9 protein-coding genes are annotated in these 14333 nt (G+C 47.2%); 6 read left to right on the plus strand and 3 right to left on the minus strand.

The genetic code is table 11. The features are described 5' to 3' along the window. Positions 1-28: 28 nt before the first annotated feature. A complete protein-coding gene (treC, locus tag ACQCVH_RS04415; protein WP_426834619.1) occupies positions 29-1714 on the plus strand; it encodes an alpha,alpha-phosphotrehalase in 1686 nt (561 codons plus the stop codon). Positions 1715-1754: 40 nt separating this feature from the next. Here the strand turns inward: treC and ACQCVH_RS04420 are convergent, their stop codons facing one another. Next, complete coding sequence (locus ACQCVH_RS04420; RefSeq protein WP_426834620.1) at positions 1755-2972, minus strand: NupC/NupG family nucleoside CNT transporter; 1218 nt, start codon at positions 2970-2972, stop codon at positions 1755-1757. 332 nt (positions 2973-3304) lie between these two features. Further along, positions 3305-4186, minus strand: a complete 882-nt coding sequence (locus tag ACQCVH_RS04425; protein ID WP_426834621.1) for a metal-dependent hydrolase — start codon at positions 4184-4186, stop codon at positions 3305-3307. Positions 4187-4379: 193 nt separating this feature from the next. On the opposite strand from ACQCVH_RS04425, the gene ACQCVH_RS04430 reads away from it, so the two are divergent. The 4 genes from ACQCVH_RS04430 to nhaC all read left to right on the plus strand — a co-directional run bounded on the left by ACQCVH_RS04430 (position 4380) and on the right by nhaC (position 9512). Beyond that, positions 4380-5957 (plus strand): peptide chain release factor 3, encoded by a 1578-nt coding sequence (locus ACQCVH_RS04430; protein ID WP_426834622.1) that lies wholly within the window; start codon positions 4380-4382, stop codon positions 5955-5957. 172 nt (positions 5958-6129) lie between these two features. Further along, the gene (locus ACQCVH_RS04435; RefSeq protein ID WP_426834937.1) at positions 6130-7095 is read left to right on the plus strand and encodes an EAL domain-containing protein; all 966 of its coding nucleotides are present in this window, start codon (positions 6130-6132) and stop codon (positions 7093-7095) included. Then, positions 7095-7571 (plus strand): GNAT family N-acetyltransferase, encoded by a 477-nt coding sequence (locus tag ACQCVH_RS04440; protein ID WP_426834623.1) that lies wholly within the window; start codon positions 7095-7097, stop codon positions 7569-7571. Before ACQCVH_RS04435 ends, ACQCVH_RS04440 begins: the two co-directional genes overlap by 1 nt. A gap of 552 nt (positions 7572-8123) precedes the next feature. Next, entirely contained in the window at positions 8124-9512 is a 1389-nt protein-coding gene (gene nhaC, locus ACQCVH_RS04445; protein WP_426834624.1) for a Na+/H+ antiporter NhaC, read from the plus strand. A 290-nt stretch (positions 9513-9802) separates the two neighbouring features. Here the strand turns inward: nhaC and ACQCVH_RS04450 are convergent, their stop codons facing one another. Further along, complete coding sequence (locus ACQCVH_RS04450) at positions 9803-10555, minus strand: AAA family ATPase (RefSeq protein ID WP_426834625.1); 753 nt, start codon at positions 10553-10555, stop codon at positions 9803-9805. A gap of 419 nt (positions 10556-10974) precedes the next feature. Here ACQCVH_RS04450 and ACQCVH_RS04455 point away from each other — a divergent pair, with 419 nt between their 5' ends. Continuing rightward, a complete protein-coding gene (locus tag ACQCVH_RS04455; RefSeq protein WP_426834627.1) occupies positions 10975-14247 on the plus strand; it encodes an efflux RND transporter permease subunit in 3273 nt (1090 codons plus the stop codon). The last annotated feature ends 86 nt before the right edge of the window (positions 14248-14333 follow it).

Consider the following 14333-nt stretch of genomic DNA (forward strand, 5'->3'; position numbering starts at 1 on the left):
ACGAAAAATAAAATGGCAGGTGGCGAAGATGAAACAACCTTGGTGGAAGAAAGCGACAGTATATCAAATTTATCCGAAAAGCTTCAATGATACAACCGGCAGCGGCGTGGGTGACCTGCAGGGCATTATTGAAAAGCTGGATTACTTAAAAGAGCTTGGCATTGATGTTATCTGGCTTACGCCGATCTACCGGTCTCCACAGCGGGATAACGGCTATGATATCAGTGATTATTTCAGCATCCACGAGGAATACGGGACTATGGAGGAGTTTGATTCACTGCTAAACGAAGCGCACAGCAGAGGTATCAAAGTCATCATGGATATCGTTGTAAACCATACCTCAACAGATCATCACTGGTTCCAGGAAGCAAAGAAATCCAGAGATAATCCTTACCGGGATTTTTATATCTGGAAGGAGCCTAAAGAGGATGGAAGCGCCCCGACGAACTGGGAATCCAAGTTTGGCGGCAATGCGTGGGAGTTCGATGAGGAGACAGGGCAATACTATCTCCATCTGTTCGATGTAACCCAGGCAGATCTGAATTGGGAAAATGAAAAGCTCCGCCAGGAAGTGTACGATATGATGGACTTCTGGTTTGACAAAGGAGTGGACGGCTTCCGCCTTGATGTCATCAACTTGATATCCAAAGATCAGCGGTTCCCGGATGATGACGGATCGGTCCCGCCCGGAGACGGCAGAAAGTTTTATACTGATGGGCCTAGAGTTCATGAATACATGCACGAAATGAACCAGGAGGTATTTTCAAAGCACGACAGCATGACTGTAGGAGAGATGTCTTCTACAAGCATCGGCCATTGCGTTAAATATTCTAATCCAGAGCGGGAAGAGCTGAGCATGACGTTCAACTTCCATCACTTGAAGGTAGACTATCCCGGCGGCGAAAAATGGGCTCTTGCAGACTTCGATTTTCGCGCGCTAAAGGATATCCTCTCCAAATGGCAGGTGGAGATGAACAAAGGCGGCGGCTGGAATGCCCTGTTCTGGTGCAACCATGATCAGCCCCGTGTTGTATCAAGGTACGGAGATGATGGGGAATATCACAATAAATCAGCCAAGATGCTTGCATCTGTAATTCATATGATGCAAGGAACCCCTTATATCTATCAGGGCGAAGAGTTTGGGATGACCAATCCTTATTTTGAAAATATCAGCCAATACCGGGATGTAGAATCCTTGAATATCTTTGAAATTAAAAGAAAAGAAGGAGTGCCTGAGGAAGAAATCCTTAAAATACTCCAAAGTAAATCGAGGGATAACTCAAGGACGCCTGTCCAATGGAATGACAGCAGAAATGCAGGCTTTACGGATGGAACTCCATGGATCGGCATTGCCGGCAATTACCAGGAGATCAACGCCGAAAAAGCGGTAAAAGATCCTGACTCCATTTTCCATCATTATAAAAAGCTAATCGGCCTCCGCAAAGAATATGATATTATCACTTACGGGAATTATGAGCTGCTGCTGGAGGACCATCCTGAAATTTTTGCGTACCTCCGGAATGGCAGGGATGAAAAACTCCTTGTACTTAACAATTTCTATGGAAGTGAGACAGCCTTTACACTTCCTGACAGGAAAATAGCTGATGAATATACAGCAGAGCTGCTGCTTTCAAATTATGGTGATGGACCCTCCGACATCAGGGAAATCACATTAAGGCCATATGAATCGATCATTTTCCATTTGACTAAATAAGAAAAAGACAGGCTGCCGGCCTGTCTTTTTCCTTATTGGATTAAAAGAGCATCCCTGCAATAGCAGCGCTGAGGAGCGATGCAAGCGCTCCTGCGATGACGGATCTTATCCCAAGCCGGGCGATATCGGCCCTCCGGTTTGGGGCAAGATTGCCCAGGCCGCCAAGAAGGATGGCAAGGGATGAGATATTGGCAAAACCGCAGAGAGCAAAGCTGATGATGGCAACGGTCTTGTCCGTAAGCTCCGGAATTTCCGGAGCGAAGGAGGAATAAGCAACAAATTCATTCAGGATCAGCTTTTGACCGATAAAGTTTCCTGCCTCCACAGCCTCAGCCCATGGAACTCCAATGGCAAAAGCAAGCGGGGAGAAGATATAGCCGAGAATGAGCTGAAGCGTCAGATCCCCAAATCCGAACCAGCTGCCGATCCAGCCAAGCAAACCATTCAGCAATGCAACGAGCGCGATGAACGCGAGAAGCATGGCACCGATATTGAGAGCCAGCTGCAGGCCGACACTGGCGCCTTTTGCTGCTGCATCAATAACATTCGTCGAATCGCTGTCATTTTCCATTTCCAATTCTTTTGGCTCTTCCTTCTCCTCTGTTTCCGGAAAAATGATCTTAGCCATGATCAGCCCTGCCGGAGCAGCCATGAAACTGGCGGCGAGAAGGTATTCAAGCGGGACGCCCAAAAGAGAATAGCCGACCAGGACAGATCCTGCCACAGAAGCGAGCCCTCCTGTCATGACAGCAAACAGTTCAGAATTCGTCATTTGGCCGATATAAGGCCGGATGACTAGCGGAGCCTCTGTCTGTCCTACAAAAATATTTGCCGCCGCTGACATGGATTCCGCTTTTCTGGTGCCGAGAAGCCAGGACAATCCCCCGCCAAGGATTTTAATGATGAACTGCATGATCTTCAAGTAGTACAGTACCGATATGAGGGCGGAGAAGAAGATGACAATCGGCAATACCTGAAAAGCGAAAACGTATGTAACCCCGGATCCTTCAGCGAAAAGTCCGCCAAATAAGAAGTTAATGCCTTCATTGGCATAGTTGATGATATTGTTGACACCAGTGGTCAGCCAGTTGAGAGCTTTGCGTCCTGCTTCCCATTTGAGGACCGCAAATGCGAACAGAATCTGAATGGCCAGGCCTCCCAGGATTGTACGCGGATTGATTGCCCGCCTGTTGTTGGAAAGCAGCAGAGCGATGACCAGTACGGTCAGTATTCCGGCAATTCCCCAGATAAAATTCATAATAGCACTCCATTCTAAGTTAATAAACGAATCCATTTAGTGCTATTTTGCCCGACATTAAAAAAAGTATGGGCTCTATTTTCTCTGCCCATACTTTTTCGTTGTTAACGAAATTATAAATTGTAAGTCTGTGGATAACTATCAATTCTTGATCAACGACCAGCAGCTGCGCCGAGGTCACAAGCCAAACCTCCCAAAAAGGCAAAGAACGCCTATCCGGGAGGGGCGTCTTGAGGCCCCCCAGGAAGCTGGTCATGCAGACGTTGCCACAGGACGTGGTGTTCTTAGTCTGCGTTCCTTAAGGGAGAGCAAGGCGCTTGCGCTTTTGTTCTTTATTGCCCTGCTTCTTTTTTTATCGCTTCAAATAAGAAGGATTGGCCATTCCGGTAAAAACGGGGGTCATACAGTCCAATCTGTTCATCGTCATCCACTATCACAACAAATGGAGACCATTCGTAAAGAGTCTTTGCTTTCGGGTTTTCTTTAAAGAGCCTGTCCATGTCTGCATTCTCCACAGACTGGAGTGTATAGGTTTTTTCCCTGCCGGTGAAAACTCCATCTTTATAAATGGAGACCTCAGGGCCATTTTTTGCAATAACGGTAAAATGCCATGGCACAAAATCGGCTGATAGGGCAACCTCGCTGTACTCACTGCTGTATTCCTCATATAGTATATACCCCTGGATGCTTTGGCTGGCCAGATGAAGGAGCATCAGCACCCATGCCGCCCTGAAATAAATATGCTTCCTCCATCTTTTTCTTTTCCGGACAGAGAGGAGAAAAGCTGCAAGCATGATTGTCCAAAAGACAAGATCTACAATCGGGATGGTTCCGAATGTGATCCTTCTGTCAGAAAAAGGTTCAAGGTAACCGGTTCCCCATGCATTGAACAGGTCACTCGTATCATGGATAAAGACGGCAATCCAGCTCAGGAGAAAGAGTTTGGGACCTTTTGCCTTGAAAATCCAGCGGCATGCCATGTAAATCAGCAGTGCCCAAAGCGGCGTAAGGAAAATAGAATGAGTGATGCCCCGGTGCCACATCTGATAGAGTCCCTGTGTATCCCATAGCTGTGAAATCACATCGATATCAGGTATTTGGCTCGCCGCAACAGCAGCTGTCAAATAGGCGGCCTTTTCTTTTTTCTCAAGCAGGCCTTTATCAACAGAAGCATATAGGGCAAGCCCGAATAATGTATGTGTAATGGTATCCATTTTTCCCCCGTTCTTTACCTGGCTGTCCGAAGCCCAGCCTGGCAGCTTGTGCTTTTAATAAATCGTAGCAAAATTTGTTCTGAAGAGCCATTCTGAATGCTGGAAGTTGATTTCACTGATTGCAAACTTTTCTGCAGGAAGATAAGATAGATGTTATGATAATAAACGAAGTTAATTAAGAGAGGAATACAACATGTCTAACAATTTTTCAAATGAAGTTCTTTCACGGCGCACGTTTGCGATCATTTCCCACCCGGATGCCGGAAAGACTACGTTAACAGAAAAGCTGCTCCTTTTTGGCGGAGCAATACGTGATGCCGGTACCGTTAAAGGAAAGAAAACCGGCAAATTTGCCACGAGTGACTGGATGGAAATCGAAAAGCAACGCGGCATCTCCGTTACATCAAGTGTTATGCAATTTGACTATAAAGGCGCCCGTGTAAACATTCTGGATACACCGGGGCACCAGGATTTCAGTGAAGACACCTATCGTACCCTGACTGCGGTTGACAGTGCAGTCATGATTATCGATTCGGCCAAAGGTATAGAAGCCCAGACATTGAAACTGTTCAAGGTCTGCCGGATGAGGGGCATACCGATCTTTACATTCATGAACAAGCTGGACCGCCAGGGGAAAAGCCCATTGGAGCTCCTTGCCGAGCTGGAAGAAGTAATGGAAATCGAATCATATCCGATGAATTGGCCGATCGGGATGGGCAAGGAATTCCTCGGCATCTACGACCGCCATCATAACCGGATTGAACAGTTCCGTGTAGATGATTCCGAGCGTTTCCTCGATCTGAATGAAGATGGTGAAATTGATGGGGACCATCCAATGAAGCAGTCTTCCCTATACGACCAGACGCTTGAGGAAATCATGCTCTTGAACGAAGCCGGAAATGAATTCTCACGCGAAAAGGTGGCGAATGGGACGCTGACGCCTGTTTTCTTCGGCAGTGCCCTGGCCAACTTCGGTGTACAGACCTTCCTTGAATCTTATCTGGAATTTGCTCCGTCTCCGCAGGCCCGCAATTCCACTGAAGGTAAAATCGATCCGCTTTCCGAGGATTTCTCTGGCTTTATCTTCAAGATTCAGGCAAACATGAATCCTGCCCACCGTGACCGGATAGCGTTCCTTAGGATCTGCTCCGGTAAATTCGAGCGCGGGATGACCATCAATATTCCCCGTACAGGAAAGCAGCTGAAGCTAAGCCAGTCGACACAATTCATGGCGGATGACCGAAGTACGGTCGACGAGGCAGTGAGCGGCGATATTATAGGCCTGTATGATCCGGGCCTCTATCAGATCGGAGATACTCTGACCGTTGGGAAAAACAAGTTCCAATATGAGAAGCTTCCTCAGTTCACCCCCGAGCTGTTTGTAAGGGTCACTGCAAAGAACGTGATGAAGCAGAAGCACTTCCATAAAGGGGTCCAGCAGCTCGTCCAGGAGGGCGCCATCCAGCTGTACAAGACAGTTAAAACGGATGAATACCTTCTTGGTGCAGTCGGCCAGCTTCAATTCGAGGTTTTTGAGCACCGCATGAAGAATGAGTACAATGCGGAAGTCAGGATGGAAGGGCAGGGAAGCAAGATTGCCCGCTGGATTGAGGGAGAAGTGGACGAGAACCTCTCCAGCTCGCGAAGCCTTCTGGTAACTGACCGATATGATAAAAAAGTATTCTTATTTGAAAACGATTTTGCCCTGAGATGGTTCCAGGACAAAAACCCGGATGTAAAACTTTACAATCCGATGGATATGGAACAATAAGATGGAAAAAGCGATTCCTGTACAGGGATCGTTTTTTTTGCTCTTTTCTAGGTGGAAAGGACTAGCATATGAAGTGACGAAAATGTGTTAGTTTGCTAAAATAGGAAAAAAGACGAGGAAGAAGGGATCAGTTATTCGACATCTATGCGCACAGTGCGGGCTGCCTTTTCAGCTGGCAGAAGAGGGCTTCCTCTTTCATCAGAACGAAACTGAAGGGCAAAAACAAGAGAGCTGGATCAAAGCCCCCTACCAAAGCCTTGATGAACTTGAAACAAAGCTAGAAGCCATATGCAGGCAATTGGGGGAAAGAGCCAAAAAATTAAAAGCCGGCATTTCACAATATGGCACCAAGCCTGCCCAGCTCCTGAATGCATCTGAGCTGTTTTCCAGGGTCAGCCATCGGGAAATGGTACATACCATCCAGCATGGCGAGTTCCACAGCTATCAGCAGCCGATCATTAACCTGAAAGATGGCGACAGAATTTATGCTTTTGAATCTTTGCTGAGAACAGCAGGTCGCAATCAAATATCGCCTGGTGTCCTTTTCAAGACAGCCGAGGAAACAGGCCTGATGTCCATGCTTGACCAAAAGGCGAGGGAAGCGGCAATTAAAGCAAGAAAAAATATCATCCCGCCGGGCATCAAAAGCTTTATCAACTTCCTTCCTTCCACGATTTACAATCCGGATTTCTGTCTTCAGCATACTTTCCAGATTGTCGAGAAATATGAAATCGATCCGGCAGATCTTGTGTTTGAAGTAGTGGAGACTGAGAAAATCAGTGATATAGATCATTTAAAAAAGGTATTGAATACATATAAGAAAAGAGGCATGAAAGTGGCGCTTGATGATGTCGGGGCCGGCTTCTCAACCCTCGAAATGCTTGAAGCTCTCCGGCCCGATTATTTAAAAATAGACAGGAGCTTCATCGATCACTGCGACCAAAAGCCTGAAAGCCAGCAATTCCTGTCTAAGGTCATGAATATTGCAGACGGGCTGGGGATCATTGTCCTTGCAGAAGGAATTGAGAGGAAGGAAGAGCTGGAATTTTGCAGATCGATTGGCGCCGATCTTGCCCAGGGCTATTATATCGGGCGCCCGGCAAAAGATATAGATGAAGTCTTCCATATTCATTCCTAATGAAGATCATCCGTACAGACCAGCTTGATAAAGAAAAGGCAGCAGCCTACTTCCGGGAAAACTGGGGCAGCCCAGAGATGGTTATCTCCACAGGCATATACAAGTGTGATGAGCTACCCGGATTCGCAGCCATAGATTCGGATCATGATATAGTCGGTCTTATTACATTTGCAGACCGGGGGGAGGAACGGGAAATCATCTCCCTGGATGCCAGCATCGAAGGACAGGGTATCGGATCAGGCCTGCTGAATGCTGCTGAAGCCGATGCGAAAGAAAAGGGCATCAGCTTAATGGCACTGATAACGACCAATGATAATTTGAATGCCTTGAGATTTTATCAGAAAAGGGGATATCAGTTAACTAGAATCCTTCGTAACGCCGTGGAAGACGCCCGAAAAATAAAACCGGAGATTCCTTTATTGGGGTATGGAGGCATACCGATCAGGGATGAACTGATTTTGGAGAAACAAATTTAAAATATGTGGCAGGTCCTGAGGTCTTCAGGGCCTGTTTTTTTGTGAAATGCTAATTTTTGCTGTTAATCGGGATAATTATTTTGGCAGTTTGCATTTGCGGGCTTTGCCTGCTTGATTTTCGTATATTAGCAACTTTCCCATTTTATTAGCAACTCCCAAAATATATAAGCAGAAAGCTGCAGCAGCCCTCATATTCTGCTTAAAGAAAATTTGACAAAATTCCTGATTGAGATTATAGTAATATTACAAATAGACGCTTTAACGCTAAAAAGCGTTTAAGTATAATAGTTTTGCCGGATAGACAAAAGTAGAATCGACAGATGCAGCAAAAAGAGACTGGGTGGCTGGTGTAAGCCCAGGCGGTGACGGTTTGAATTACAGCTATCGATACCAGGGCAATTGTGTGAAGAGAGGGAAGGCCGTGTGCCTTTCAATTAGGGTGGTACCGCGGAGCTCCTCCGTCCCTAGCCGGCGAGAGGGCTTTTTGTGCTGTCTAAAAGATTCAAAACATTCCCGCCGACCGGAGCCAGTCATACAACAGGAGGAAGTAAAATGCATCAGGATCAAGCGGTTATCAAAATCAGTACAGCAGAGGCTGTAATTATATCCCTTCTTTTGCTCGGGGGGATCAGTTTTTCAATCATAGGCGCAGGAGCGGTTCCCCATGTTCCGATCATAGGAGCAGTCATTGCCCTGCTAATATATGGACTATTAAAAAAGGTGCGGATGAAAGATCTGGAGGAAGGCATGGCTGATGGAGCCAGGTCAGGATTGGGCGCTGTATTCATCTTCTTTTTTATCGGCATGCTGATCAGCAGCTGGATGGCCAGCGGAACGATTCCGACATTTATCCATTTGGCGCTGACGGCAGTCAGCGGAAAGTACTTTTTCGCAATTGCTTTTGCAGTTACCGCAGTCATCGGAATCAGCATCGGCAGTTCGCTGACGACAGCGGCAACGCTTGGAGCGGCCTTTGTCAGCGCAGCCGCTGCACTCGATCTCAGCACAGCAGCTGCAGCAGGTGCCGTTATCTCAGGGGCATTCTTCGGCGACAAAATGTCCCCTTTGTCAGATACAACCAATCTCGCTTCTATGACAGTGAAAGTCGATCTGTTTGATCATATCAAAAATATGGCTTGGACGACCATTCCGGCTTTTGTCATTTCTATCATCCTCTTTGCCATCATTTCGCCGGCAGCAGCAGAGACCGATTTCAAAAAAATCGCTGCAATCAAGAATAGCCTAGAGGAACTTAATCTTGTCAGCTGGCAGTCTTTAATTCCCTTTGCAGTGCTCGCTGTCTTGGCTGTACGGAAAGTCCCCGCTATTCTCACCCTGTCTGCCAGTACAGTGTCCGCCTTGATCCTGGCTCCATTTATTCAGGGCAGCTTCGGATTCAATGACATAGTGAATATACTGTACTCCGGCTACAAATCCAATACCGGGATGGAGGAGCTCGATTCCCTGCTGACCAGGGGAGGGATTGAAAGCATGCTGTTTTCGGTATCGCTGGTCCTTCTGGCCCTCTCAATGGGCGGACTGCTCTTCAAGCTCGGCATATTGCCGGCACTTCTGGAAGGCATCAAAGGTCTGATTGTAAAGGCACCTGCGCTTATAAGTGCCACAGCAGCATCTGCCATCGGGATCAACTTCCTCCTTGGCGAGCAGTATCTGTCCATCCTGCTCACAGGAAATGCATTCGCAGAGTCTTATAAAAAGGCTGGGCTGCATCTGAAGAATCTCTCAAGAGTCCTTGAGGATGCAGGGACAGTCATCAACCCCCTTGTTCCCTGGAGCGTTTGCGGGGTATTCCTGACAGGGGTGCTGAATGTGCCGACTGGCGAATATATTCCATTCGCCTTTTTCTGCCTGCTATCGCCGATCATCACTTTGCTGTTTGGATGGACAGGAATAACTATTACGAAAGCTTCAGGAAAATGATTTTAAGTAAGAGGAGCGGCAATCGCCGCTCCTCTTACTTTTTTACTGTATAGGAATTTATAAATTGTAAGTCTTGTGGTAAATATCAATTCTTGATCAACGTCCAGCAGCTGCGCTGAGGTAACAAGCCAAACCTCCAAAAAAGGCAAAGACCGCCTTTCCGTGAGGTTCATCTTGAGGCCCCCAGGAAACTGGTCATGCAGACGCTGCCACAGGACGTGGCGTTCTTAGTCTGCGTTCCTTAAGGGTGACCAAGGCGCTTGCGCTTTTGTTCCAGGCGCATTCCCGTTTCACTCTTCCAGCAAATGATGCAGCATCCTCTCCCGGTTTTCGAAAAACTGCTTCATAAATTGGTAGTGCCCGGTATTTTCAAGCCGGACCTCCTGGACCCCTTCTTCTGTCAGCTCTATGATTTTGGCGGAAGGATACGACATGATGATGGGGGAATGGGTCGCGATGATGAATTGAGAGCGGTCTTTGGCAAGTTCGTGGATGCGCGAGACCATCGAAAGCTGCCTGAGCGGTGACAGGGCTGCTTCAGGCTCGTCAAGAATATAAATCCCTTTTCCTCGGAAGCGATTCAGGAAAGTGGCAAAAAAGGCCTCGCCGTGCGACTGTTCATGAAGGGAAGTCCCTCCGAAAGATTCGATCAAAGGAATACCGGGAGATTCCTTATCAAGATCATCAATATAAGAAGCCACATTATAAAAGCTCTCGGCTCTTAGAAAAAAACCATCCTCAGGCCGCTCTGATCCCCTTGAAAGCCTGATGTACTGCTCGAGCTCTGAATGGGAGTTATGTGTAGAAAAGCTGAAATTGAGCGATCCTCCTTCCGGATTAAAACCTGCTGCGATTGCAATAGCTTCCAGGAGAGTGGATTTTCCCATCCCATTCTCCCCGACTATAAAGGTTACATCAGGATGAAGGGGCAGGTCGTCGAGGTTCTTGACGGCAGGAAGGTTAAAGGGATACTTGGAATATGAAGGAATATCGCTTCTTCTGAGTTTAATGCTTTTAAAATAATGGCCGTTATCAAAATCCATTTTCTAGGCCTCCAATTCATTCTTTTTTCTTATCATAACAGCTTTTGGAAGAACCAACACTTACATTCCCGATGTCGTTCGCTGAACCCCGGATACAGGGCTCGACTTTGAAAAAGGTAATATGTATTCCCGACGGGCATCCGGGATACATAACACGGCTGAGAAAAGAGAAGTCATGTATCCCAACAGGCATCCGGGATACATAATACGGCTGAGAAAGGTGGAGTCATGTATCCCAACGGGCATCTGGGATACATAACCAGGCGTGAAAAATGGCAGTCACACAGCCTATGTTGGAGGAGCATATTCACAGGCTCCTCCACACTTGCATCCCGTTTTTGCCTCTTATATAGTTAAACTATTGCACAATGTTGAATGCCGGCACGGGTCCGGCTCTGCAGACGAAAGGAGCAGCATAAGTGAAGATAAGCAATTTTTCGATCCGAAGGCCGATTTTTACACTTGTTACGATGGTTCTGGTTCTCGTTTTAGGGGTGGTTTCCCTTTTGAATATCCCTTTGAAGCTGATACCGGACATAAATCCGCCTGTCGGTGTTGTAGTAACGAATTATCAGGGTGCAAGCCCGGAAGAGGTTTCTGAAAAGGTGACCAAACCTTTGGAGCAGAGCCTGGCCACTCTCCCTGGTTTAAAAACAATGACGGCAACGTCACAGGAAAGCGCCAACCTTGTACTGCTGGAATTTTCCTGGACGACTGATATTGACGAAGTGCAGTCTGAAATCATACAGCGGCTTGACCAGACTCCGCTGCCGGATGATGTGGACAAACCGCGCTTCCTGAAATTTGATCCTTCCCAGTTTCCGATCATCCAGCTTTCTTTGAGCTCTGACAGTGATGAGGAATCATTAAGGAGCATTGCCGAACAGCTGGAGCTGGAGCTCACAAAGGTAGAAGGTGTGGCCAGCGTCAATCTATCTGGTACAAGCGTTAAGGAAGTCAGGGTTGAACTGGACCAGGACAAGCTGAGGGATTACCGGCTCAGCCAGTCTGATATCGTAGATACAATTCAGGCAAACGATATTTCCCTTCCGGGTGATACCATTTTAACAGGCGGCAAGGAGCTGACTACAAGGGTAATCAGCAGTATTGATTCAGTCGATATCTTAAAAAAACTTGTGGTAGCCGCAAATCCGTCTAATGGAAATGAAGTACTCCTTCAGGATGTGGCCATCGTCCAGCTTGTCAACCAGAACGACCGGACGATAACAAGGACGAATCAGGAGCCTTCCGTCCTCTTAAGCGTCCTGCAGCAGTCTGATTCAAACACTGCAGAGGTGTCGAAGGAGTTTATCAGCCAGCTCGAGGAACTGCTTGAAAAAGATCAATATGAGGGAATTGAGTCTGATATCCTGTTTGATCAGGGAGATTATATCCAGCAGGCGATCGGGAATATCTCTACTTCTCTTCTCTTAGGCGGCCTGTTCGCCATGATCGTTTTATTTTTCTTTTTGAGGAATGTCAAAAGCCCGCTGATCATCGGAATTGCCATCCCATATTCTGTCATCTTCACCTTTGTGCTGATGTATTTTTCAAATTTCACCCTCAATATCATGACCCTTGGCGGATTGGCGCTGGGGATCGGGATGCTCGTTGATAACTCAATTGTTGTAATCGAGAATATCTACAGGCATTTATCGATGGGGAAAGATCCAAAAGAAGCGGCCAGAGACGGTGCAGGAGAAGTGGGCGCTGCCATTACGGCCTCCACCCTCACCACTGTGGCGGTGTTCCTGCCTGTCGTCTTTATTACAGGTATCATTGGCCAGCTTTTCACTGAATTTGCTTTGACCATTTCATTCAGTCTTTTTGCTTCGCTTATCGTTGCTTTGACTGTTGTGCCGATGCTTGCCAGCAGGCTGCTTAAAGGGCCGAAAAACAATCTGGAAGAAAAGCGTCAGGAGTCGGCCATCATGAAGGGGCTTGAGCGCTCTGTCAAATGGGCCCTGCGCAACAGGCTGGCTGTCTTGCTTATCATGCTTGTCCTTCTTGCCGGCGGCGGATATGGGGTCACGACGGTCGGCACCCAGTTCCTGCCTAATTCAGACGAAGGTTTCTTCAGCGTCAGGGTCAATCTTGAGAATGGCTCAGCGCTTACAGAAACAGAAAAGGTCATGGCTGCACTTGAAGAGCAGCTGAAGGAAGAAGACGATGTTGAGACATATGTCAGCCTGATCGGTACAACACAGGAATCTTCTTTCAGAGGCTCCGGCAATCCAAATGTGGCTGAGCTTTATGTAAAAATGAAAGATCTGGAGGAGAGGGACCGCTCGACATTTGAGTTTGTGGACGATGTGAAACGGGATTTGGAGAGAGCGGCAGATAAGGCCAACAGCACGGCAGAGGTCTCATTCAATCTGCAGTCTTCCGCTGGATCTGCGCCGAATACCCTCTCGTTCAGCGTCCGTGATACGAACGAACAGCGGCTGAATGAATCGGTAGACAAAATTTACAATTCACTTAAAGATCTTGATGATGTGAACGAACTCTCTACAGATCTGATGGATACGGTAGAGGAAATCCAAATTACGGTCGACCGTGAAAAAGCACGTGCAGCAGGGCTGGCGCCTGCCCAGGTTGCCATGATTGTCAATGATGTGACAAGAGGAAACCAGGCAACCCAGATCATTGATGAGAACTCCAATATTTATGGCGTTTTTGTAGAATATGATCCAGAAGTCACTCAAAACCTCGATAATCTAAAGAAACTTTTGCTGCGTAAGCCTGATGGCAGCTATACAACCCTGGACCAGGTAGCTGCTATTGAAAGAGGCGAAGGGCCGGTCAATATTCAGCGGATCAACCAGCAGGATGCTGTCCAGTTTACGCTGAAATATAAGGCCTCAACAAACCTCGGGGCCATTTCTAATCTGGTGGATGATGAGATTGCTGATCTGGATCTGCCGGAAGAAACAGAAATTGTCTTCGGCGGTGACCGGGAGCTCCTGGAATCTTCAATTGATGATATGCTCCTGGCATTCATCCTGGCGGTTGTCTTCATCTATCTGGTGATGGCGGCCCAATTCGAATCACTGAAGTATCCGTTCGTCATTATGTTCACAGTTCCGCTGATGGTCATTGGCGTAGCTATTGCATTGACCGTGACACGCACTCCTGTCAGCCTGACTGCCATCATCGGCATTATTGTCCTTGCCGGCATAGTGGTCAATAATGCCATAGTCATCGTTGACTATATCAATCAGAAAAAGGCAAGCGGCATGAAAACCTATGACAGCATTATCGTCTCTGTGAAAGATAGGGCAAGGCCTATCCTTATGACAGCACTTACTACGATCCTAGGGCTGATCCCGATTGCGCTTGGAATCGGCGAAGGGGCAGAAATCAACCAGCCGATGGGCATCACTGTAATCGGCGGCCTGGTCAGCAGCACCTTCCTGACGCTATTCGTCATCCCTGTCGTATACAGCTTCTTTGATAAAGATACCAGGAAGCTCAACAAGATGTATGCTACACCTGACGGCCACTTGATCCCTGCTTATCTTCTTGAAGAAAGGTACGAAGATCAAGAACGCCAAAGTGATGTGCCTCAGGCTCCTGCAGAAAGCAATAAAAATTACAGCCGAGAAGACATGGCTGCCATGCTTGAGGACCTGCTGAAGGCAGTAAAAGATGAGGAAAGGAAACAGCAGGACGAAGATCAAAGAGGCAAATAATCTTTATAAATGCATGACACTGAAAGCCTTTCTCTTTGGAGAGAGGCTTTTTTTGAGAGGTATATATTTTGTATTATCAGAAATAC

The organism is Bacillus infantis (assembly GCF_050107595.1).
Classification (GTDB): Bacteria; Bacillota; Bacilli; order Bacillales; family Cytobacillaceae; genus Bacillus_AB; species Bacillus_AB infantis_C.

Excerpts from the sequence above, each read along its gene's own strand:
- treC (WP_426834619.1), top strand. The coding sequence starts at position 29 with ATGAAACAACCTTGGTGGAAGAAAGCGACAGTATATCAAATTTATCCG.
- ACQCVH_RS04420 (WP_426834620.1), bottom strand. The coding sequence starts at position 2,972 with ATGAATTTTATCTGGGGAATTGCCGGAATACTGACCGTACTGGTCATC.
- ACQCVH_RS04425 (WP_426834621.1), bottom strand. The coding sequence starts at position 4,186 with ATGGATACCATTACACATACATTATTCGGGCTTGCCCTATATGCTTCT.
- ACQCVH_RS04430 (WP_426834622.1), top strand. The coding sequence starts at position 4,380 with ATGTCTAACAATTTTTCAAATGAAGTTCTTTCACGGCGCACGTTTGCG.
- ACQCVH_RS04440 (WP_426834623.1), top strand. The coding sequence starts at position 7,095 with ATGAAGATCATCCGTACAGACCAGCTTGATAAAGAAAAGGCAGCAGCC.
- nhaC (WP_426834624.1), top strand. The coding sequence starts at position 8,124 with ATGCATCAGGATCAAGCGGTTATCAAAATCAGTACAGCAGAGGCTGTA.
- ACQCVH_RS04450 (WP_426834625.1), bottom strand. The coding sequence starts at position 10,555 with ATGGATTTTGATAACGGCCATTATTTTAAAAGCATTAAACTCAGAAGA.